The organism is Enterobacter cloacae complex sp. P12RS (assembly GCF_014895875.1).
GTDB lineage: Bacteria > Pseudomonadota > Gammaproteobacteria > Enterobacterales > Enterobacteriaceae > Enterobacter > Enterobacter bugandensis.
Map to the genome: position 1 here is coordinate 63,375 of NZ_JADBQO010000020.1, position 21,738 is coordinate 85,112.

The window sequence follows — 21,738 nt, forward strand, 5'->3', positions numbered from 1 at the left end:
TTAACTCCTTACTCAGGCGACAGCCTGGCTGACTTTAGGCATGGCGAGGTTCAACGCCTGTTGTTCATTCGCCTGTTCATGAAGTAATTCACCGGCGATTTCGCCTTCGCGCATCACTACAATGCGGTCAGCAACGCCAAGCACCTCAGGCAGATCGCTGGAGGCGAACAGCACCGCCACGCCGCGTTTTGCCAGTTCATATATCACGTTGTAAATCTCGTGTTTTGCGCCCACATCGATACCGCGCGTCGGCTCGTCCAGCAGAATGACCTTCATATCCTCCGACAGCCAGCGGCCTAAAATGGCCTTCTGCTGGTTTCCTCCTGACAGATTCATAATCAGCTGTTCCGGTCCTGGCGTTTTGATATTCAGCGAGCGAATATGATGGTCGGCGTTGCTCGACTCCCAGCCGTCGTTAATCAGGCAACCCGCGCGGATAAATTTACGCCGGGCGGAAATGTTGATGTTGTCGCGCACCGAATGCACCGGAATGATCCCCTCCGCCTTGCGGTCTTCCGGGCAGAGCATCATCCCGGCCCTGATTGCGTGGGCGGGTTTCTGGATATCCACCTGCTCGCCGTCAATGGAGACCTGCCCTGCGGTAATGCGTGTACCGCCGAACAGCCCTTTCATCAGCTCGCTGCGCCCCGCCCCTACAAGGCCAAACAGACCGACGATCTCACCGCTGCGTACGGATAACGAAACCGGCGTTCGCACGCCCGGCGCTTTGACGTTGTCCAGACGCAGGCGCTCGGGGCCGTACTCGCGCGGTTTCCAGTGATAGATATCGCCCAGATCGCGCCCGACCATCGCCTGAACAAGCTGATCATGGTTAACCTGCTGCATATCGGTAAAGGTGCGCACATAGCGCCCATCCTTAAATACGGTGATGGCATCGCTCAGGGCAAATATCTCCTCCATGCGGTGCGAGACGTACAAAATGGTGCGGCCTTCCTGCCGCAGCTCGCGGATCACGCGAAACAGGTTTTCAATTTCACGCGCGGAGAGCGAACTGGTGGGTTCATCAAAGGCAATAACCCTGGCGTTACGCGCCAGCGCCTTGGCAATTTCAACCATCTGCCACTGGCCGATGGAGAGGTATTTCAGCGGGGTCTGGGGATCGACGTCCAGACCAAGATGCTTAAGCTGCAGCCCCGCTTCATAATTAAGTAGCGAACGATTCACCACGCCGCTTTTGTGCGGAAGCTGGCCTAAATAGATGTTTTCGGCCACGGTCATCTCAGGGATGAGGTGCAGTTCCTGATAGATAATGGCGACACCGGCGTTGAGCGCCGCCGTGGTATCGGCAAAGGCCACCTCTTCACCGCGAATGGCCAGCGTGCCGGTTGTTGGCGCGTAGTTGCCGCTGAGGATTTTTAGTAGCGTGGATTTCCCCGCTCCGTTTTCCCCCATCAGGGCATGAACCTGGCCGGCATAGCAGTCGAAGCTGATATCGGTCAGCGCGTTAACACCGGGAAACGTTTTCCCGATGCCGCGAAAAGAGAGATACGGATTAGACTGTTGCATAACGACTCCGTGATTCCTGTAGTGTGTACGTCTGGCCCCCTACGGCGAGTAAGGGGCACAATCACAGCGTATTACTTACCGCCCAGTCCCTTTTTCGCCAGTTCCTCTTTGAAGTTGTCGCGGGTAATCAGCACCACGTCGGTCACTTCGGTAAATTTCGGCGGTTCAGCCCCTTTGGTTACCCAGTTGTAGAGCATTTCACTGGATTTGTAGCCGTGAACGTCCGGGCTTGGCAGCAGAGAGCCGTAGAAGCCGGTGGCCTGCGCTTTGGACAGCTCGCTCACCGCATCCACGCCGTTGATGCCGATCCCGATAACGTCAGGCGCCTTGAAGCCCTGACCTTCCGTCGCGCGCACGCCGCCCAGCACGGTGTTGTCGTTCATGCCGACCACCAGCCAGTGCTTCACTTCCGGGTGCTGAACCAGCATAGAGTTCGCCGCGTCAAAGGCGCCCGGGATGTCGTTAGATTTGGTTGGCACTTTATAGATCTGTTTTTCAGGGAAGCCAGCCGCTTTCAGCGCGTCCATTGATCCGGTCGTACGACGTCGCGCCGTGTCCAGCTCGTCTGCGGTGATGGCCATGACGGCGGTCTCTTTCACATCCCAGCCGCGTTTCTGCATCTCTTTATAAAGCTCCTGCCCCTGACGTTCACCGATTTTGGTCGCCGCCATCATGACCAGCGGAACGCTGTCCATCGGTTTGCCTTTGGCGTTAACGAACTGATCGTCAACCGCAATAACCTTCATGTCGTAACCGCGGGCTTTCGCCGCAATTGCCGATCCGAGTTTTGGATCCGGAGTGCAGATAACAAAGCCTTTCGCGCCGCTGGCCGCCAGGCTGTCGATGGCGTTCAGGGTTTTTTCACCGTCCGGCACGGCGATTTTAATCACTTCAAAACCTAAATCTTTTCCGGCTTTATCAGCGAATTTCCATTCGGTCTGGAACCAAGGTTCTTCCGGCTGTTTTACCAAAAAACCGAGTTTTAAATTCTCAGCGATAGCGGATTGTGACATAACGGCAGCCAGACCGATGGCCGCCAGCGCTTTAGTAAATTTGTGCATGGTAAACTCCAGCTTTAGCATTCTTTTCTGTAGGGAAGATTTGCGTGCTTCTTATTTAATCGGACTTAAAACAAGGCATTAGCGCTTACCTCGTCATAAGCGTTATTGCTGGTGATAGTTTTAGCGGGAAATTAATCATCCATAAGAGAGCCCCATCACACCGCAGAATTACAGTAATTGCGTACATAAATTCAGCGAAAAATGACATAAAAAAGGCAGAAATTGTCTGACAAATGAAAGCAGGGTAAGCAGAATTATCCATAAGATTAGCTAAGAAATCCCTGATGCCTTACGGCGGATGTCGCTGCGGCTCTCCCCTGACGAGGATTCATGCTTTTCATAAAAAAAACGAACGCGTCATGAAAAGGCGTTATTCCGTTAAAATTGACTTAGCGCAAATTCAGCAACGCATCATATATTTTGAAATGAATAATCTGTATTTATTTTTCTTACAGAGCATTATTCCGGCTAAATGTTCACGAAAGTAAATCAGTATCCCTCGAAAGACACTTAGCCTTTAATATCAATAGGTTAATAAAATTCGCTTTGATGGCTAAATATTTGTATTTTTGTACTATATTAAACTTTGTAATGTATGGTAAACACAGCCTAATTAAGAGTTTTCTTAATCATAAGACAAAGGTATGCTTATTTATATCGAACACAGGAAGTGAATTTTCGATCGATTTTAGTCACTGCAAAAATTGCAATTCTGTTTTTCTTCGTATTTGCCTGACTGTCAGGTTAAGCAGCGGACATCACGTCCCACAGTCTATAAGGATATGAGTATGGCTACCCAAACAATGATGCAAAAACTTAACGCGCAGATGAACCTTGAGTTCTACGCCTCGAACCTGCACCTTCACTTAAGTGCATGGTGTTCTGAAAAAAGTCTCACGGGCTCTGCCACGTTCTTTCGTTCACAGGCACAAAGCAACGTCACCCATATGATGCGCGTCTTTAATTTCCTGAAGGCCGCGGGGGCTAACCCGGTTGTTAAAGCCCTTGATGGGATCAACGAAAATTACTCTTCTCTGGAAGAACTGTTCCAGAAAACGCTGGAAGAGCATGAGCAGCGCTGTACGACGCTCAACAAGCTTGCCGATGAAGCCAGAGCACAGCATGACATCATCACTCTTAAATTTTTACGCGATATGGATAAAGAACAGCAGCAGGACGGTATGCTGCTGAAAACGCTGGCGGATGAGATCCACAATGCGCGCCAGGCCGGTTTACGCCCGGAGCAAGCCGACCGCCACCTGCTCGATCTTGTGACGGTGCAGCACCACTAAGCGTTTAACCTGCCTTTGCCCTGGTTCAGGGGGGCAGGTTCCTTCTTATTTCCCCAACCCTCTGCTTTTGCTGAAATTTAACAAATCAGATCTCGCTCTCAATGATTAACCACACAAAATGTAATGATTTATTTAATTACATAATCATTGACGAGGGAAAAGCATGATCACCATTGAGTTTGTTGTCATTCTCCTCTGCCTGCTGACGGGAACACGTTTCGGCGGCATGGGGCTTGGGTTAATCAGCGGTATTGGCCTTTTTATTTTGTGTTTTGTCTTTGGGCTCCAGCCCGGCAAACCTCCGGTTGACGTCATGTTAACCATTCTCGCGGTGATAGGCTGTGCCGCTACCCTGCAGACCGCGGGTGGCCTCAACGTCATGATGCAGTTTGCTGAACGCCTGCTGCGCAAACACCCGCAGCACATCACGCTTCTCGCCCCGTTTACCACCTGGATGCTGACCTTTCTGTGCGGTACCGGGCACGTGGTCTACACCATGTTCCCCATCATTGCGGATATCGCCCTGAAAAAAGGGATCCGCCCGGAACGCCCAATGGCGGTGGCATCGGTGGCATCCCAGATGGCGATCACCGCGTCTCCGGTTTCCGTCGCCGTTGTGTCGCTGGTCTCCATCCTGGCCGCACAGCATGGGATTGGGCACGCGTGGGGGATCCTGGAAATCCTCGCCGTATCGGTTCCCGCTTCGCTTTTCGGCGTCGCGATCGCGGCCCTGTGGAGTTTACGTCGGGGGAAAGATTTGGCTGATGACGGGGAGTTTCAGGAGAAACTGAAAGATCCCAAACAGCGCGAGTTTATCTATGGCGGCACGGAGACGTTAATGAACCAGCGTTTTCCGAAGCAGGCCTACTGGTCGACATGGATTTTCTTTGCCGGTATTGCGGTGGTAGTCTTGCTCGGGGCTTTCCCCGAACTGCGCCCGTCCTTCGAGCTGAAAGGTAAAATGACGGCCCTGTCGATGAACCTCGTCATTCAGATGATGATGCTCATCGCCGGTGCCGTGATGCTGATGGCCTGCAAGGTCAATGCCTCAGCCATCTCAAACGGTGCGGTATTTAAGGCCGGTATGGTGGCGATCTTCTCGGTGTTCGGGGTGGCGTGGATGAGCGATACCTTTTTCCAGGCGCATCTCGATGAGTTAAAGCTGGCGCTGGAAGGGGTGGTGAAAAGCCATCCGTGGACGTATGCCATCGTGCTTTTCCTGGTGTCGAAGCTGGTAAACAGCCAGGCGGCGGCCCTGACAGCCGTGGCGCCGATGGGATTGATGTTGGGCATCGATCCAAAAATGCTGATCGCCTTCTTCCCGGCGTCCTACGGCTATTTTGTTCTGCCAACCTACCCGAGTGATTTAGCCTGCATCGGCTTTGACCGCTCGGGAACAACCCGCATCGGCAAATTCATCATTAACCACAGCTTTATTCTGCCGGGGCTAATTGGCGTGAGCTGCGCCTGCGCGGCGAGCTACCTGCTGGTCCAGACCTTCTTTTAACGTTTTCAACGGGCGACACGCGCGGTCGCCCGTTCGCGTTTTAATGAGACTCGCCCTGCGGCGTAAAGCGCAGTTCAATCAGCGCGATGGCTTTCTGGATCGCGCGAAGCGTCACCGGGTCGGCAGCCGCGGGATGGCTGGCAAAATCGATGTTTTTCAGCTGCGTGGACATCTTCTCGCGCACTTCAACCGGTGCAATAACGTCCAGAACATCAAGAATTTGCTTGATAACCAGCTGACAGGCGACAACGTCAGAGACCAGTTCCTGATCGGCGCTCAGGTTTTGTGACATGGGGGTTTCTCCTTATTCAAAGGCCGCCATAGTATCAAAACGTGGCCCGTGACATCTGCCCTTCATTGCCGCAGGACACAAAAAAACCCGCCGAAGCAGGTTTTTTTTATCAGAACATGGCGCCAGGCGGCACGTCTTTAAAAGTGCGGCAGTAATTGGCCCACATACTTTTCAGGATTTTGCGCAGTTTCATTGTGATGCTCCATTAACTTGTTATACAACTTTATAGTCAATGTGCCTATAATATGACCATCGTCACAAAAATCAATATTTTTGTGACGCATATCACAATTTAAACTGCGCAGTGCGCATTAACCCACGATACTGCGAACAAAATCCTCGATCGCCTTATCCTGGCAATTTTCAAAGAAGCACTGCTGGAAACGCGGGCCGGAAACAGCGGTCTTCACCAGCTCAGGATCGATGGCGCGCAGCGAGTCAAGATAGTTATCTTTTACCACGGCCGCTTTTACCTGGTTCAGAATACCGGCGTTACGCACCTGCGGCTCTTTACGCTCTGGAGGATAACCTTCCCCTTTTCGGCCGGTAAACGCCTTTTCAAAGATAAAGCGAACGTTTAGCTCCGCTCCCCAGCCAAACCCTTTGGCAAAAGGCAGAGAGAGCGCATTGCCGTTATTGATTTGCGCGAAGAGAAACGCGTCTGCGGGATCGATGCAGTAGCCGCAAATCACGCCAGGGTGGATGTTTAACGACATCAGCGCCCCCTGCCCGGTGCCGCAACCGGTGACCACAAAATCCACCGCTTTCGCATTCAGCAAAATGCTCGCCATAATACCCAGGTGGATGTAGGTCAGGTGATGATCGTTTTCGTCGCTCATACCCACGTTGTAAACCGGGAACCCTTTTTCATCGGCTACCGTTTTCAGCTCTTTTAATATGACTGGGTTTTTAGCCGCCTGGCTGTTTTCCATCATCAGTGCAATTTTCATCGTGTCTCTCCAGAATGCGCTGCGGGCGCTCCCCGCCATGGATACCTGTTCCCGTTCATTCTGGCATCAAATAAACAGACTTTCAAAGTAAATGAAATGGAGTTTTAAAAATCCAATGCACGCTCACAATTTTGTGAAGGGGAGGATCTACGTCGTCCGTTGCAAAGAGTGAGGGTAGATCGTCCGGCTATTCCTGGCATTGCAGCGGGCATCTGCGGGTACGATAACGTATTTCCATCCACTCAGAGCGAACCATGAAAAGAGCCATCGTAGCCGCTACAATCCTGCTGCTCGCGGGATGCAGCGTTAAACGCCAGGCGGAAATCAGCAGCCTCGACGCGCCGAACGGCATTGTCCGCCTCGACTATGGCCAGGCCGTGCTGCAAAACGCCTGGTCCGATGAATATGTTAATAACGGTACCGCGGTAAAAGCCTGTCAGAACATGGGCTATGCCACCGCCTCTGCCTACGGGCAGCCGGTCAAAACCTGTACCCTGACAAGCGGCTCTTTGTGCCTGAACGAGAGCGTTACTATCCAGTATAAGTGCATGGGGTATGCCGTTAACCCTAAGGCAAATAATCCCTGGTATTAATCAAAGCTGCCAGCGTTTGCTGGCGCTTTATTTAACTAAGAACAAAAACAATTCGTATTAATAAAAAATAAATATCGCCAATGCGTTTTATTCCCATTCGTATTTTAAACGAACAAATATTTAATTTTACGTTTTGCAAATAATTAAATAACAAATTATAGTGTCGCTCATTATGAACCCGTAATAATAATCCGGAGCGCCACCATGCTGAAAACTGAAATGATCGACAAGCTCAATGCACAAATGAACCTTGAGCTCTATTCATCCCTTCTCTACCAGCAGATGAGCGCCTGGTGCAGCTATCACAGCTTTGAAGGTGCGGCCGCGTTTCTGCGTCGTCACGCCCAGGAAGAGATGACCCACATGCAGCGCCTGTTTGATTATCTGACCGATACGGGCAGCCTGCCGCGCATTGAGAACGTGGCATCGCCTTTTGCTGAATATAATTCTCTCGACGAACTGTTCCGCGCCACCTACGAGCACGAACAGCTGATCACCCAGAAAATTAACGAACTGGTTCATGCGGCAATGATCGGCCAGGATTATCCAACCTTTAATTTCCTGCAGTGGTACGTTGCGGAACAACACGAAGAAGAGAAGCTGTTTAAATCCGTGCTGGATAAATTATCCCTGGTGGGTAAATCCGGCGAAGGACTTTACTTTATTGATAAAGAACTGTCGACTCTCGATACGCAGAATTAATATCAGCGCGGTGCCGGTTTCCGGCGCCGCGTTAATTTACCTTTCCCCTGCATTAAAACACGCATTTTATTCCCCATACGCCTTATTTACGTCACGCCTGACCGTCGCCCCACTCAGGATGGGCAGTAGCGCAATACGTAAACTTTTCATTACACGTCTTGTAACGGTGGTTTGACGAATTACCGCTTTTGCCTTACTCTGCGCCGCAGATTTTGTTGCGGTTAAGCGTCGTTGTAGAGGAAAGCGTGAAGAACAGAACCCTGGGAAGTATTTTTATCGTCGCCGGAACGACGATTGGCGCAGGAATGCTGGCAATGCCTCTGGCTGCCGCGGGAGTGGGATTTGGGATGACCCTGCTGCTGCTTGGCACGCTCTGGGCATTAATGTGCTATACCGCACTGCTGCTGCTTGAGGTTTACCAGCATGTGCCCGCCGATACCGGGCTGGGTTCGCTGGCGGCGCGCTACCTGGGACGCTACGGCCAGTGGATCACCGGCTTTAGCATGATGTTCCTGATGTACGCCCTCACGGCCGCGTATATCAGCGGTGCCGGGGAGTTAATCGCCTCCAGCGTCAACGACTGGTTTGGCTCTGACATTACCCCTGCAACGGGGGCCATCTTCTTTGCGCTTATTGGCGGCGGCGTGGTCTGCGTGGGCACATCGCTGGTCGATCTCTTTAACCGTTTTCTGTTCAGTGCCAAAATTCTGTTTCTGGTTGTCATGCTGGCGCTGCTGGCACCGCACGTGCACAAGGTGAACCTGCTGACGCTGCCGCTGGAGCAAGGGCTGGCGCTTTCCGCCATTCCGGTCATTTTCACCTCGTTTGGCTTCCACGGCAGCGTGCCGAGCATCGTCAGCTATATGAACGGTGATGTCCGCAAGCTGCGTCGTGTGTTTGTTATCGGCAGCGCCATTCCGCTGATCGCCTACATTTTCTGGCAGCTGGTGACGCTGGGTAGCATTGACTCTTCAACCTTCGTCGGGCTGATGGCGCAGCACGCTGGCCTGAACGGTTTTCTGTTGTCTCTGCGCGAGGTGGTCACCTCGCCGCACGTGGAGCTGGCGGTTCACCTGTTCGCCGACCTGGCGCTCGCGACCTCGTTCCTGGGCGTAGCGCTCGGCCTGTTCGATTACCTGGCCGACCTGTTCCTGCGTCGCAATACTGCCGCCGGGCGGTTACAGACCGGAGCCATTACCTTCCTGCCGCCGCTGGCGTTTGCGCTGTTTTACCCTCGCGGGTTTGTGATGGCGCTGGGCTACGCGGGGGTGGCGCTCTCTGTCCTGGCCCTGCTGCTCCCTTCCCTGCTGGCGTGGAAAAGCCGTCAGCAGCATCCTCAGCAAGGATATCGCGTCGCGGGGGGAAAACCGCTGCTGTGCGTTGTGTTTGGCTGCGGGGTAATGATTATTCTGGTGCAGGTGTTGATTGCCGCCGGGATGCTGCCGGAAGTGGGTTAAAGATAAAAGGGGCTATCATCAGCCCCTTTTTTTTATCAGTGCAGGCAGCAGCTCTTAAACTTCTTCCCGCTGCCGCAAGGACACGGATCGTTACGCCCCACCTTCGTGCCGTTCACGACAGGCTTCTTCGCTTCCGGCTGCTGCGGGTTCTCCACCCAGTAGTTGTATAAGCGCAGGGCCGCAGGCTGGATGCTTTCGATGCTGGCGATATACTCCTCTTCGGACAGTTCATCCAGCTTCTCGCTGTTCTCTTCCGTTCCGTGCAGGGCAATCACGTCGAGCTCGGCCTTCAGGGCTTCCGGCAAGGCTGACCAGTCCGTCAGCGCCACGCCACGCATATAGCCATAGCACCACTCTTCGACCACGGTGTAACTCTCACCGTCAACGTCGTTATAGCCGAACAGCGGCTCAAACTGATCCGGGTATTCACTCAGGCGCTCGGCAATGTCGTTCATATGCTTAAAGCAGAGATCGATAAAACGGTTCATCTCGCGATCGTTTTTCCAGCGCGGGATGTACTTCTCCCCGCCCCACACCGCCACCAGCCAGGCATCTGGCTCAACGACAACAGGGCCGGAAAGCACTGCAGTAAGCATGCCGTCCAGTTCGGACACGTCAATCACGGACGCATCGTCATGACCGTAAGACATTAATGTCTCTTCCAGCCACGCCATTTCGCTTTCATTTAATGGACCTTCCGTCATCGCGGACACTCCTGATAAAAAAGGAAAGGATCCTACCACAGATCGCACGCCTGCCCTGGCTGAAGTTTAGGTCTTTATTGCTGCAAAAGTGTGCAAATCGTGACCGTTGCACAACTTATGGGCTTTATTGTTAACGATGTGTGATCTCCGCTGTAAATTCTTCTCCTGGCGCAGGGCGGGATAACGCGGCGCTCTATACTCAAACATGTCATAACCCCGTCAAGGGGTTAACCATTCTGGCAACGTTTTTGCTTGCTGTTCTTCGCGCGACGCTGCGCATGGAAACCTCGCCGTATCACGCAGGATGCCGTTCGTTTAGTGCATTTTGTTCTTGCTCGTGTTTTTGGATTGGCTGCGCCCTGGGCGTTCAGGCTTACGCCGTGGTGCAAAAACCTCTTTGCTAAGGAACATAATAATGTCGCTGAAATTTATCAAAACGCCTGTTTCTCTTGTGTTGGCCGGTTGTCTGGTAACGGCATTTTCCGCCCGGGCAGATATCGTGATCGGTGTCGCCGGACCGTTCACGGGCCCCAATGCCACCTACGGCGATCAGTACTGGCACGGCGCAACGCAGGCCGCCGAAGACATTAACGCCACAGGCGGTATTAACGGTGAGAAGATCAAACTGGTTCAGGGGGATGACGCCTGCGAGCCTAAGCAGGCGGTGGCCGTCGCCAACCGCTTAGTCGACCAGGATAAGGTCAACGCCGTAGTCGGCCACTTCTGCTCCTCTTCCACCATGCCCGCCTCCGAAGTGTATAGCGACGCGGGCATCATCGCGATAACTCCCGGCTCAACTAACCCGCAGATCACCGAACGCGGCATGAGCGACATGTTCCGCATGTGCGGCCGCGACGACCAGCAGGGTCAGGTCGCCAGCGACTTCATTATCGACAAGCTGAAAGCCAAACGCGTGGTCATCATTCACGATAAAGACACCTATGGACAAGGGCTGGCAGACGCCACCAAAGCGGCGCTGGCGAAGCGCGGGGTGAAGGATGTGATGTATGAAGGTTTATCCCGCGGTGAAAAAGACTTTAACGCGCTGGTGACGAAGATCGGCGCGCAAAAACCGGACGTGGTGTTCTTCGGCGGCTGTCACCCGGAAGCTGGCCCGCTGGTTCGCCAGATGCGTGAACAGGGGGTGCAGGCGAAATTCTTCTCCGGCGACTGCATTGTCAACGAAGAGATGGTGACGGCAGCGGGCGGCCCGCAATATACCAACGGCATTTACATGACCTTTGGTAAAGATCCGCGCCTGATCCCGGACGGTAAAGCGGTTATCGACAAATTCCGCGCCGGTAAATTCGAGCCGGAAGGTTATACCCTCTACTCCTATGCCTCCGTACAGGCCATTGCCGCAGCCTTCAAGGCCACCGGCGGCAAGGATTCCGCGAAAGCCAGCGAGTGGCTGAAAGCCAATTCCGTCGACACGGTGATGGGCAAAAAAGCCTGGGACAGCAAAGGCGACCTGAAAGTGTCTGACTACGTGGTTTACCAGTGGGACGACAAGGGAAAATATAAGGAAGTGCAGTAACGGGACGGAGTCACGCTCAACGCCGGCGGGCTTGCCCGTCGGCGCGTAATAAACATCAGGCTGCGCGCCTCGCGCAGCCTATAAAACGAGCGCGCTAAGATGAGTACATTCTTCCTGCAGCAGTTAGTCAATGGCTTAACGCTGGGCTCCGTCTACGGCCTGATCGCCATCGGCTACACCATGGTGTACGGCATTATCGGGATGATCAATTTCGCCCACGGCGAAGTGTATATGATTTCCGCCTATCTCTGCGCCATTGGTCTGGCGCTGCTCTCTTTCTTCGGGCTTGAGTCCTTCCCCCTGCTGATTCTGGGTACGCTGGTGTTCACCATCGCGGTAACTGGCGTGTACGGCTGGACTATCGAGCGTATCGCCTACAGGCCGCTGCGCAACTCCACGCGCCTGGCGCCACTTATCTCCGCCATCGGGATGTCGCTTATCCTGCAAAACTACGCCCAGCTGAGCCAGGGTCCGCGCCAGCAAGGGGTGCCGACCATGCTCGACGGCGTGATTCGACTGCATCTTGGCGACGGATTCGTGCAGATAACCTACACCAAAGTGTTTATTCTGCTCGCCTCGTTTGCCGGCATGCTGGTGCTTACGTGGATAATCAACCATACCCGGCTGGGGCGGATGTGCCGCGCGGTACAGCAGGATCGCAAAATGGCCTCTATTCTGGGGATCAACACCGACCGGATTATCTCCCTGGTCTTTGTTATCGGCGCGGCGATGGCCGGCCTGGCGGGCGTGCTCATCACCATGAATTACGGCACCTTTGATTTCTACGTCGGGTTTGTGATTGGCATTAAGGCCTTTACGGCGGCAGTGCTCGGCGGTATCGGTTCCCTGCCCGGCGCCATGCTCGGTGGCCTAATCCTGGGCGTCGCGGAAGCCCAGTTCTCGGGCATGGTGAACTCGGACTATAAAGATGTCTTCTCGTTTGGCCTGCTGGTCATGATCCTGATTTTCCGGCCCCAGGGTCTGCTCGGGCGTCCGGTTGTGGCCAAAGTGTGAGGAAGAGAATGATGACATCGCACGGTTTTTCTCTAAAGCGCTGCGTTCTGGACGCGATTTTTTCCGGGCTGATTGCGCTGATTATCTTCGGCCCGATTGCCGGCGTGGTGCTGGACGGGTACAGCTTTAACTTTGCCGGACAACGGCTGGCCTGGATGGTCGGCATTGTAATGCTGGGGCGTTTTCTCTTGAGCGCTTTTTTGGGTACCGCCGCGGGCGCTCGTTTCCAGGCGCGCTTCGAAGCCGATAACGCGGGCGTCTATGTTAGGTCTCCGGACTACAAAAGCCGCATGCGCTGGATTATTCCTCTGGTGATTGCGCTTGCGGTTTGCTTCCCGTTTGTCGCGACCAAGTATGTACTGACCGTCGCCATTCTCGGGCTGATCTACGTGCTTCTCGGTCTGGGGCTGAACATCGTCGTGGGGCTGGCCGGCCTGCTGGACCTGGGGTACGTCGCCTTCTACGCGATTGGCGCGTACGGTCTGGCGCTGGGATATCAGTATCTGGGGTTAGGCTTCTGGAGCATGCTGCCGCTGGCGGCAATCATGGCCGCCGCTGCAGGCGCCCTGCTCGGCTTTCCGGTACTGCGCATGCACGGCGACTATCTGGCGATCGTCACCCTCGGGTTCGGGGAGATCATTCGCCTGATCCTGAACAACTGGCTGACCTTCACGGGGGGGCCAAACGGCGTGTCAGCCCCTCCCCCCACCTTTTTCGGCCTGGAATTTGGACGACGCGCGAAAGAAGGCGGCGTGCCTTTTCACGAGTTTTTCCACCTGACCTACAACCCAAACATGAAGTTTATCTTTATCTATACCGTACTGTTTCTGGTGGTGATGCTGGTGCTCTATGTCAAACACCGCCTGACGCGGATGCCGATTGGCCGGGCGTGGGAAGCCCTGCGAGAAGACGAAATTGCCTGCCGCTCGATGGGGTTGAATCACGTCCTGGTGAAACTCTCCGCCTTTACGCTGGGCGCGTCGACCGCGGGGATTGCCGGGGTGTTCTTCGCAACCTATCAGGGGTTTGTGAATCCGACCTCCTTTACCTTCTTTGAATCCGCGCTGATCCTCGCCATCGTGGTGCTGGGCGGCATGGGCTCTACCCTTGGCGTGGTGCTGGCCGCCTTCGTGCTGACGGTAACGCCGGAGCTGCTGCGCAGTTTTGCGGAGTACCGCGTCCTGCTGTTTGGCATGCTGATGGTGGTGATGATGATCTGGCGTCCACGCGGCCTGATCCGCATTAACCGCAGCGGATTTGCCGTGCGTAAGGGCGTGGCGCCATGAACGGGACGATATTGCGCGTGGAACATCTGATGATGCACTTCGGTGGGATTAAGGCGCTTAACGATGTAAATCTGGACGTGCAGCGCGGCTCCATTACCGCCCTTATCGGGCCAAACGGAGCGGGAAAAACAACCGTGTTTAACTGCCTGACGGGTTTCTATAAGGCCTCCGGCGGCAATATTTTATTTTCTACCCGCACTAAAACGACCAACGTTATTCAGGTTCTCGGACAAAAATTCCAGCCGGGCGACTGGATTAACCCCGCGCAGTTCGGGCAGCGCCTGTTCTACAAAATGTTTGGCGGAACGCACCTGGTGAACCGCGCCGGGCTGGCGCGCACCTTTCAGAACATCCGCCTTTTTCGCGAGATGTCTGTCGTGGAAAACCTGCTGGTCGCGCAGCATATGCGCGTTAACCGCAATCTGCTCGCCGGGATCTTAAACACGCCGGCATATCGGCAGGCGGAAAGCGATGCCCTGGACAGGGCCTTCTACTGGCTGGAGGTGGTGGACCTGGTGGAGTGCGCCAATCGCCTGGCGGGAGAGATGTCGTACGGGCAGCAGCGGCGTCTGGAGATCGCGCGGGCAATGTGTACCGGGCCCGAGATGATCTGTCTGGATGAGCCCGCCGCCGGGCTTAACCCGGTCGAAACGCATAAGCTGAGCAGCATTATTCGTTTCCTGCGCGATCGTCATGACATCACGGTCTTATTGATTGAACATGATATGGGGATGGTGATGGAGATTTCGGACGACATTATCGTGCTCGACCACGGCGATGTTATTTCCAGAGGGAAGCCCGAACAGATCCAGCATGATGAAAAGGTGATTGCTGCCTACCTGGGTACGGACGAAAGCGAGGTGTCCCTATGACCGAACCGCTGCTGGCATTTCGCAAGGTGGATGTGTTCTACGGCGCCATTCAGGCGCTGAAGCAGGTCTCCCTGGAGGTCAATAAAGGTGAGACCGTGGCGCTGATTGGCGCGAACGGCGCGGGTAAATCGACACTGCTGATGTCTATCTTTGGCCAGCCGCGCATCCGGAGCGGGCAGATTCTGTTCAGTGGTGACGACATCAGCCATCAATCCACCCACTACGTCGCCTCCGGCGGCATTGCGCAGGCGCCTGAAGGCCGGCGTGTCTTCCCGGATATGACCGTCGAAGAGAACCTGCTGATGGGAACCATCCCCATCGGCAACCGGTTTGCGGCTGAAGATATGCAAACCATGTTCGACCTGTTCCCTCGCCTCAAGGAGAGGCGCAAGCAGCGCGCGATGACCATGTCCGGCGGAGAACAGCAGATGCTGGCGATCGCCCGGGCGCTGATGAGCCGTCCCAGGCTGCTGTTGCTGGATGAACCGAGCCTGGGCTTAGCGCCGATAGTGGTGAAACAGATCTTCCAGACGCTGCGCGAGCTGGCCCGCAACGGCATGACCATTTTTCTGGTGGAGCAGAACGCGCACCATGCGTTGAAGCTTTCCGACCGCGGATATGTGATGGTTAACGGGCAGATCCGGTTGAGCGGCAGCGGCGAGGAGCTGCTGGGAAATCAGGAGGTGAGGAAGGCGTATTTGGGTGGGGTGTGATTTGATACCTAAGGAACCATTATAACTATTTTCATATAAATAACAATGAGATATTCACGAAAAGTATAGCACGCAATGCCTTGAAAGGGCCTGGATTTGTTGATTTATTAGTCTCTGACAATAACGTCAAACTCACTGAAAAGGAGCGTTCAGAATGGCTATACCCGCATATTTATGGCTCAAAGATGATGGAGGGGCGAATATTACAGGTTCTGTAGATGTTCAGCACCGTGAAGGTAGCATTGAGGTTTTATCGTTTGGCCATGGTTTACACATTCCAACCGATGGCAATACGGGGAAACTAACCGGTACCCGCGTCCACTCCCCACTAACAATCGAAAAAGAGTTTGATTCATCCTCTCCTTACCTTTACCGGGCTGTAGCAACTGGCCAGACCCTAAAGTCAGCTGAAATCAAATGGTACCGTATCAACGATGCAGGGCAGGAAGTTGAGTATTTCAATATGCTATTAGAAAATGTGAAAATCGTAGGGATAACGCCTGTAATGCATAACGTAAAAAATCCCTCAATGGAAAAACACAATCACCTTGAGGCGATAGAACTGCGTTATGAGAGAATCACATGGAAGCACTGTGACGGGAATATCCAGTTTACTGACGGCTGGAATATTCGGGTTACAGCATGATTATTGCGCGCTATGCATTGAATGGCTTACCGTCATCTATTCTTACCGTTCCGGGGGTAGGAAACTTTCCGGCATTCTCAGGCCAACTCTATGGCAGAAACAATCCGACTATGGCAAGCAAACCAGAAATCGGGCCGATCCCGCCTGGACGTTACTTCATCGTGAACCGACAGAGCGGAGGCAGGCTCGGAGGACTTAGTGATTTTGCCCTGAAAAATATTTATGGCACCGATCGCTCAAAATGGTTTGCCTTATACAAAGATGACTGGCAGATAGATGATCAAGTATTTGTTGAAGGTGTCCGGCGTGGCCATTTCCGCCTCCATCCGATAGGACCAAGAGGGTTAAGCGAAGGCTGTATAACCCTTCTTCATCTGAGTGACTTTGATTACTTGTACGAAGCTATTATGAAAACAACTATGATGCCAGTACCTTGCACGAGCTTTAAAGCTTACGGGACAATAACAGTAACATGAGGACTTTTATAGAAATCACCTTCAGCCTTGCAATCGGTCTTATCAGTTTTCTTTTATACACGCGCTGGCTTTTTATTTTGATACCTGCCGAATGGGCTTATGCAATGATGGATCATTTCGGCACATACGGGATAGAAGAACTGGAGGATACGTTAGTCGATATCGCCTCTTTGTTTGGATTGCTTCCGGCAATTCTTACAGGTTTGTTAGTAAGAAAAATAGTAAAAAGAATGTGATTTATGAGCCTTCAGTCTTAGCCTCAAGGTATTTTTGATTCAGAAACGCAAAACCCCTAATCGTTGGATACCCAACTTTCGGGGTTCACTTCATTTCGGTAGTTTCACGATAACGTCGTTAAATAAAACTATCGTCGTCATTGCTGTAGTCGTCATCTACATCGTCGTTCTGCCAGACGTCGTTATTACTGCCGAACGGATCGTTCTGGTTGAGGAAACGGGTGTCAGAGACGTTATTAACATCGCCGTATTGATTACCGACAAACGGTTCACCACCGACGGGCATTGTCGGTTCTTCGATGATGTTCACGATTTCTTCCGGCCGCGACTGATGGAACATGCTAGTAAGCATCTCAGCAAGCGCGATGCCACCGGCCACGCCAGCGGCTGTCTGGAGCGCGCCAGCCATAAAACCGCCGCCGCGAGTAGCCGGCGCTGGCGCCCGAGAGTAATCCTGCGCCGACGGCTGTTGCGGCTGGGCATTCCAGCTGTTGTCAGGCTGCGGGTTACTATTCCCGCCACCAAACAGGCCGCTGAGGAAACTGCCGCCCGTCGAGGGTTTGCTTTTTTGCGCGGCTAATTCGCTTTCAAGCTCCTGAACCCGGGCCTGCAGGCGTTTCAGCGCCGCTTCCTGAATCAAAATCGACTGCGCCATATAGTAGGGGGCTGCAGGCTGCTGTCTGACAAATTCAGCGATATGACGCTCTGCATCTGCATCCCGTTGGCTGTTTTGTTGTCCGGCCTGTTTAAGACGCTCGAAAAGGCCGTTGATAAGCTGCTGTTCTTCATATTGCATGACAATAACCTTCCGCTCTCCAGGGTGGATACCAACCAGTTTATCAGCGGTGGCAACCTGTGTCTGGCGAGTGAAATGTTTGTTTAAAATTGGTTGCAGGTTAGCTGAAAATCGCCCTGCTTTCCGGGCTTGATATTAGAGAGTTAGGCTTAACGTTCTGGTATGGCAGCAAATTCCCGGGCACAGCACGATCGTGATGATGAGATACGATCACTTCGCGCTAAGCTAGAGCGCACAAAAAAACCACCTTTCGGTGGTTTCACGACACTGCTTATTGCTTTGATTATTCTTTGTTTCCCATGGTACCCGGAGTGGGACTTGAACCCACACAGCGCGAACGCCGAGGGATTTTAAATCCCTTGTGTCTACCGATTCCACCATCCGGGCTCGGGAAGAAAGTGGAGGCGCGTTCCGGAGTCGAACCGGACTAGACGGATTTGCAATCCGCTACATAACCGCTTTGCTAACGCGCCGTAAAACTTTTCTAACTGACACCCGCAATTGCGCATGTCTTTAATCTGGAGCGGGAAACGAGACTCGAACTCGCGACCCCGACCTTGGCAAGGTCGTGCTCTACCAACTGAGCTATTCCCGCATGTTATCAAGTTAACTGCTAACCACTTGATTTCATTATCGTCCGGCTTGCTGTGCCGCCGTTCGATGCGTTGCATTCTACTGATATGACGTGATGAGTCAACGTTATTTTTTGCTTGTCTGGATTGTTTGCTGAAAATTACGGCGAAACGATCACTGATCAAGCAAATCCCCGCGCGCAGCGTTCAAATATTGCAGCATTGACCACAGCGTCAGCACTGCCGCCACCCACAGGAGTCCAATCCCCGCCCACTCAACCCAGGCGTTCGGACGCCAGAGCATCCACACCAGCGAGGCCATCTGCGCGGTGGTTTTCACTTTACCAATCCAGGATACCGCGACGCTGCTGCGTTTCCCCAACTCCGCCATCCACTCACGCAGCGCAGAGATGATGATCTCACGGCCAATCATAGTTGCGGCGGGCAGCGTCACCCACCAGGTATGATAGTGCTCAGCCACCAGCACCATCGCGATCGCGACCATCACTTTATCCGCTACCGGATCGAGAAAGGCGCCGAAACGGGTGCTCTGGTTCCAGCGGCGCGCCAGATAGCCATCAAACCAGTCAGTTACCGCTGCAATAAGGAAGATCAATGCGCAGGCGAACGGTGCCCAGACGACCGGCAGGTAAAACGCCAGCACAAAGAACGGAATGAGTACAACACGAAAGAGAGTGAGCAACGTGGGGATATTATATTGCATAGTGACGGTAACTATTTGTTGTCAGTAAAATTTAGCTCTATGTTGCTACAGAGCCCTCAATGTTTCAACGAGTAGTAGATCTTTTCTGCCAGCCCTTGCGAAATACCCGGCACTTTTGCAATTTCCTCCATACTGGCGTTGAGTAATCCTTGCAATCCGCCCATATACTTCAGCAGCATCTGGCGGCGTTTTGGCCCAACGCCCTCAATAGTTTCAAGCGTGCTCGTGTTTTTGACCTTCGCCCGTTTTTTGCGGTGGCCGCTGATGGCATGGTCGTGCGACTCATCGCGAATATGCTGGATGACGTGCAGCGCCGGGGAGTCCGGCGGCAGGCTGAAGCCCTCACCTTCCGGCTCAAAAAACAGCGTTTCCAGACCGGCCTTACGATCGGCCCCTTTTGCCACGCCTAACAGCAGCGGATGGTTTTTGTCCCACTCAACGTCGAGCGACTCGAATACCGCTTTCGCCTGACCTAGCTGCCCTTTCCCACCGTCGATAAGAATCACGTCCGGGATCTTGCTCTCTTCAATCGCTTTACCGTAGCGACGGCGCAGCACCTGATTCATGGCAGCATAGTCATCACCCGGCGTGATGCCGGTGATGTTATAGCGGCGATACTCGGCGCGCAGCGGGCCGTTGGCGTCAAATACCACGCAGGACGCCACCGTCTGCTCACCCATCGTATGGCTGATATCGAAACATTCCATTCGCTTCACTTCCGGCAACTTCAGGAGCGTCGCCAGCGCGGTTAAACGCTGGCTAACCGTCGATTGCTGGGACAGTTTAGTGGTGAGCGCCGTCGCCGCGTTGGTCCGCGCCAGCTTCAGATAGCGTGCACGGTCGCCGCGCGGTTTGGTTTGAACATTGACCCGACGCCCGGCCAGTTCGGAAAGCGAATCGGCCAGCAGGGTTTTGTCATCAAGGCTAAAATCGAGCAGGATCTCCGAGGGCAGCGTACGCATCTGGCTGCCCTGAAGATAAAACTGGCCAACAAAGGTTTCCACCACTTCACCCAGCTCGGTGCCGCCAGGCACCTTCGGGAAATAGCTGCGGCTGCCGAGCACTTTGCCCTGGCGAATAAACAACACATGCACGCAGGCCATGCCGGCGTCGAAGGACACGCCAATAACGTCGAGATCGTCGCCGGTATTTGAGACAAACTGTTTCTCAGTGACTCTGCGCACCGCCTGGATCTGGTCGCGGATCCGCGCAGCCTCTTCAAACTCAAGCGCGGCGCTGGCTTTTTCCATTCTGGCGATCAGCTGGGTTAAAACCTGATCGTCTTTGCCAGCTAAGAACAGGCGTACGTATTCCACCTGCTGCGCATACTCGTCTTCACTGACCAGCCCGGCAACACAGGGGCCAAGGCAACGCCCAATCTGGTACTGTAAACATGGGCGCGAGCGGTTGCGGTAGACGCTGTTTTCACACTGGCGGATCGGGAAGATTTTTTGCAGCAGCGCCAGCGTCTCCCGCACGGCATAGCCATTCGGGAAGGGACCGAAATATTCCCCTTTCGCGTGTTTTGCGCCGCGGTGCATCGCCAGACGCGGATGGGTGTCACCACTCAGAAAGATAAACGGATAGGATTTGTCGTCCCGCAGCAGCACGTTATAGCGCGGCTGGTAGAGCTTAATATAGTTGTGCTCAAGCAGCAGCGCTTCCGTCTCGGTATGCGTCACGGTGACATCAATATTCTGAATGAGTGAGACCAGCGCTTCGGTCTTACGGGAGGCAAGGTTACTGCGGAAATAGCTGGAAAGACGCTTTTTAAGATCTTTGGCCTTCCCCACATAGATAACCGTACCGCCAGCGTCATACATCCGATAGACGCCTGGCTGGCTGGTTACGGTTTTCAGAAATGCTTTTGAATCGAATACATCACTCACTGACTTAACAACGTCTCCGCGTTACATAAACCGTGCCGGATGGCCAGATGAGTCAGTTCAACATCACCATGAATGTTCAGTTTACTGAACATACGATAACGATAGCTGTTGACCGTTTTCGGGCTGAGATTCAGCTGCTCTGAGATCTCATTCACTTTCTGACCCTTGGTGATCATCAGCATAATCTGCAATTCACGCTCAGACAAACTGGCAAACGGTGATTCCGTTTTCTCGGGTTCGATCTGGCTCAGCGCCATCTGCTGCGCAATGTCGGAGGCAATGTAACGCTGCCCGGCAAATACAGAACGGATAGCATTGACGACCTCCTGCGGTGCGGCGCCTTTGCTCAGGTAACCGGCTGCCCCCGCCTGCATCACCTTCGCGGGAAGCGGATTTTCAGTATGCACGGTCAGCATGATGACTTTTGTATCAACAAAGGTACGCGCGATTTTGCGTGTTGCCTCAAGGCCACCGATACCGGGCATATTCATATCCATCAGCACCACATCGGCCGAGTTTGTGCGGCACCATTTTACGGCATCTTCCCCACAGCACGCCTCACCGGCAACTTTAATACCTTTAATATCTTCAAGAATGCGTCGTATCCCTGCGCGCACCAGTTCGTGGTCATCAACAAGAAGGACGTTGATCAAAGGAAATGTCTCCAGAATAGGGATAACGCTACTGAGTGATAATTTGGCTTATATTAACGGTTTTCATCACAAGATTAAAACGTTAAAAAATCGGCTATTCGATTTTGCTCTCGTTTTTGGAAATTAGCCTGTACAGTCCATGGAAAGAGAGCCCTTGCCATCAGAGCTTTTGCGGCTATTTTTAAGCATCTGTATTCAAAAAGTTACAAAAAGCTTGCACGCTTTCCTCGCGGAAAAAC

The 21,738-nt window shown here is 53.4% G+C and carries 23 protein-coding genes and 3 tRNA genes; 13 read left to right on the forward strand and 13 right to left on the reverse strand.

The features are described 5' to 3' along the window. Nucleotides 1-12: 12 nt before the first annotated feature. The gene (gene araG / locus IM284_RS13780; RefSeq protein ID WP_028013659.1) at nucleotides 13-1,527 is read right to left on the reverse strand and encodes an L-arabinose ABC transporter ATP-binding protein AraG; all 1,515 of its coding nucleotides are present in this window, start codon (nucleotides 1,525-1,527) and stop codon (nucleotides 13-15) included. 71 nt (nucleotides 1,528-1,598) lie between these two features. Next, complete coding sequence (araF, locus tag IM284_RS13785; protein ID WP_008500409.1) at nucleotides 1,599-2,588, reverse strand: arabinose ABC transporter substrate-binding protein AraF; 990 nt, start codon at nucleotides 2,586-2,588, stop codon at nucleotides 1,599-1,601. A gap of 788 nt (nucleotides 2,589-3,376) precedes the next feature. Here araF and IM284_RS13790 point away from each other — a divergent pair. Next, nucleotides 3,377-3,880 (forward strand): non-heme ferritin-like protein, encoded by a 504-nt coding sequence (locus IM284_RS13790; RefSeq protein WP_028013660.1) that lies wholly within the window; start codon nucleotides 3,377-3,379, stop codon nucleotides 3,878-3,880. Between the two features lie 163 nt (nucleotides 3,881-4,043). Beyond that, nucleotides 4,044-5,387 carry an anaerobic C4-dicarboxylate transporter gene (locus IM284_RS13795; protein WP_047367826.1) on the forward strand — a complete coding sequence of 448 codons (1,344 nt, stop codon included), beginning with the start codon at nucleotides 4,044-4,046 and terminating at the stop codon, nucleotides 5,385-5,387. Between the two features lie 40 nt (nucleotides 5,388-5,427). On the opposite strand, the gene IM284_RS13800 is transcribed toward IM284_RS13795, so the two are convergent. The 3 genes from IM284_RS13800 to IM284_RS13810 form a co-directional block, all read right to left on the reverse strand. Further along, nucleotides 5,428-5,679, reverse strand: a complete 252-nt coding sequence (locus tag IM284_RS13800; protein WP_008500405.1) for a DUF2766 family protein — start codon at nucleotides 5,677-5,679, stop codon at nucleotides 5,428-5,430. Nucleotides 5,680-5,788: 109 nt separating this feature from the next. Next, nucleotides 5,789-5,872: a stress response protein AzuC gene (azuC, locus tag IM284_RS13805; protein ID WP_014884364.1), complete on the reverse strand. Its 84-nt coding sequence runs from the start codon at nucleotides 5,870-5,872 to the stop codon at nucleotides 5,789-5,791. 118 nt (nucleotides 5,873-5,990) lie between these two features. Next, nucleotides 5,991-6,629, reverse strand: coding sequence for an RpiB/LacA/LacB family sugar-phosphate isomerase (locus IM284_RS13810; RefSeq protein WP_028013662.1), 639 nt, complete (start codon nucleotides 6,627-6,629; stop codon nucleotides 5,991-5,993). Nucleotides 6,630-6,883: 254 nt separating this feature from the next. Between IM284_RS13810 and yecR the strand changes: the two genes are divergently transcribed. The 3 genes from yecR (at nucleotide 6,884) to tyrP (ending at nucleotide 9,381) form a co-directional block, all read left to right on the forward strand. After that, nucleotides 6,884-7,222, forward strand: a complete 339-nt coding sequence (gene yecR / locus IM284_RS13815) for a YecR family lipoprotein (RefSeq protein WP_047367827.1) — start codon at nucleotides 6,884-6,886, stop codon at nucleotides 7,220-7,222. A 204-nt stretch (nucleotides 7,223-7,426) separates the two neighbouring features. Next, the gene (gene ftnA, locus IM284_RS13820) at nucleotides 7,427-7,924 is read left to right on the forward strand and encodes a non-heme ferritin (RefSeq protein ID WP_028013664.1); all 498 of its coding nucleotides are present in this window, start codon (nucleotides 7,427-7,429) and stop codon (nucleotides 7,922-7,924) included. Between the two features lie 245 nt (nucleotides 7,925-8,169). Further along, a complete protein-coding gene (gene tyrP / locus IM284_RS13825; protein ID WP_047367828.1) occupies nucleotides 8,170-9,381 on the forward strand; it encodes a tyrosine transporter TyrP in 1,212 nt (403 codons plus the stop codon). Nucleotides 9,382-9,416: 35 nt separating this feature from the next. Here the strand turns inward: tyrP and IM284_RS13830 are convergent, their stop codons facing one another. Beyond that, nucleotides 9,417-10,085 carry a YecA family protein gene (locus IM284_RS13830; RefSeq protein ID WP_047367829.1) on the reverse strand — a complete coding sequence of 223 codons (669 nt, stop codon included), beginning with the start codon at nucleotides 10,083-10,085 and terminating at the stop codon, nucleotides 9,417-9,419. 415 nt (nucleotides 10,086-10,500) lie between these two features. On the opposite strand from IM284_RS13830, the gene IM284_RS13835 reads away from it, so the two are divergent. From IM284_RS13835 to IM284_RS13870, 8 genes are all read left to right on the forward strand, one after another. Next, nucleotides 10,501-11,622 carry a branched-chain amino acid ABC transporter substrate-binding protein gene (locus IM284_RS13835; protein WP_047367830.1) on the forward strand — a complete coding sequence of 374 codons (1,122 nt, stop codon included), beginning with the start codon at nucleotides 10,501-10,503 and terminating at the stop codon, nucleotides 11,620-11,622. A 99-nt stretch (nucleotides 11,623-11,721) separates the two neighbouring features. Next, complete coding sequence (locus IM284_RS13840) at nucleotides 11,722-12,636, forward strand: branched-chain amino acid ABC transporter permease (protein ID WP_028013668.1); 915 nt, start codon at nucleotides 11,722-11,724, stop codon at nucleotides 12,634-12,636. A gap of 11 nt (nucleotides 12,637-12,647) precedes the next feature. Continuing rightward, on the forward strand, nucleotides 12,648-13,922 hold the full coding sequence (gene livM, locus IM284_RS13845) for a high-affinity branched-chain amino acid ABC transporter permease LivM (RefSeq protein WP_047367831.1): 1,275 nt from the start codon (nucleotides 12,648-12,650) through the stop codon (nucleotides 13,920-13,922). Beyond that, nucleotides 13,919-14,794 (forward strand): ATP-binding cassette domain-containing protein, encoded by an 876-nt coding sequence (locus tag IM284_RS13850; RefSeq protein WP_047367832.1) that lies wholly within the window; start codon nucleotides 13,919-13,921, stop codon nucleotides 14,792-14,794. Before livM ends, IM284_RS13850 begins: the two co-directional genes overlap by 4 nt. Continuing rightward, nucleotides 14,791-15,507 carry an ABC transporter ATP-binding protein gene (locus IM284_RS13855; protein WP_041909399.1) on the forward strand — a complete coding sequence of 239 codons (717 nt, stop codon included), beginning with the start codon at nucleotides 14,791-14,793 and terminating at the stop codon, nucleotides 15,505-15,507. The genes IM284_RS13850 and IM284_RS13855 overlap by 4 nt, the downstream gene beginning before the upstream one ends. A 154-nt stretch (nucleotides 15,508-15,661) precedes the next feature. After that, nucleotides 15,662-16,153, forward strand: coding sequence for an Hcp family type VI secretion system effector (locus IM284_RS13860; protein ID WP_008500392.1), 492 nt, complete (start codon nucleotides 15,662-15,664; stop codon nucleotides 16,151-16,153). Beyond that, nucleotides 16,150-16,629 (forward strand): DUF2778 domain-containing protein, encoded by a 480-nt coding sequence (locus IM284_RS13865; RefSeq protein ID WP_047367833.1) that lies wholly within the window; start codon nucleotides 16,150-16,152, stop codon nucleotides 16,627-16,629. Before IM284_RS13860 ends, IM284_RS13865 begins: the two co-directional genes overlap by 4 nt. Next, the gene (locus tag IM284_RS13870) at nucleotides 16,626-16,865 is read left to right on the forward strand and encodes a hypothetical protein (RefSeq protein ID WP_041909397.1); all 240 of its coding nucleotides are present in this window, start codon (nucleotides 16,626-16,628) and stop codon (nucleotides 16,863-16,865) included. Before IM284_RS13865 ends, IM284_RS13870 begins: the two co-directional genes overlap by 4 nt. 118 nt (nucleotides 16,866-16,983) lie before the next feature. On the opposite strand, the gene IM284_RS13875 is transcribed toward IM284_RS13870, so the two are convergent. The 7 genes from IM284_RS13875 to uvrY all read right to left on the reverse strand — a co-directional run bounded on the left by IM284_RS13875 (nucleotide 16,984) and on the right by uvrY (nucleotide 21,499). Continuing rightward, a complete protein-coding gene (locus tag IM284_RS13875; RefSeq protein WP_047367834.1) occupies nucleotides 16,984-17,661 on the reverse strand; it encodes a DUF2076 domain-containing protein in 678 nt (225 codons plus the stop codon). A 300-nt stretch (nucleotides 17,662-17,961) separates the two neighbouring features. Continuing rightward, nucleotides 17,962-18,048 (reverse strand) — tRNA-Leu (locus tag IM284_RS13880). Between the two features lie 12 nt (nucleotides 18,049-18,060). Beyond that, nucleotides 18,061-18,134 (reverse strand) — tRNA-Cys (locus tag IM284_RS13885). A gap of 46 nt (nucleotides 18,135-18,180) precedes the next feature. Continuing rightward, nucleotides 18,181-18,256, reverse strand: a tRNA-Gly gene (locus IM284_RS13890). 152 nt (nucleotides 18,257-18,408) lie between these two features. After that, on the reverse strand, nucleotides 18,409-18,957 hold the full coding sequence (gene pgsA, locus IM284_RS13895) for a CDP-diacylglycerol--glycerol-3-phosphate 3-phosphatidyltransferase (RefSeq protein ID WP_041909393.1): 549 nt from the start codon (nucleotides 18,955-18,957) through the stop codon (nucleotides 18,409-18,411). A 56-nt stretch (nucleotides 18,958-19,013) separates the two neighbouring features. Continuing rightward, the gene (gene uvrC / locus IM284_RS13900) at nucleotides 19,014-20,846 is read right to left on the reverse strand and encodes an excinuclease ABC subunit UvrC (RefSeq protein WP_047367835.1); all 1,833 of its coding nucleotides are present in this window, start codon (nucleotides 20,844-20,846) and stop codon (nucleotides 19,014-19,016) included. Next, entirely contained in the window at nucleotides 20,843-21,499 is a 657-nt protein-coding gene (gene uvrY / locus IM284_RS13905; RefSeq protein WP_013096026.1) for a UvrY/SirA/GacA family response regulator transcription factor, read from the reverse strand. Before uvrY ends, uvrC begins: the two co-directional genes overlap by 4 nt. Between the last annotated feature and the right edge of the window lie 239 nt (nucleotides 21,500-21,738).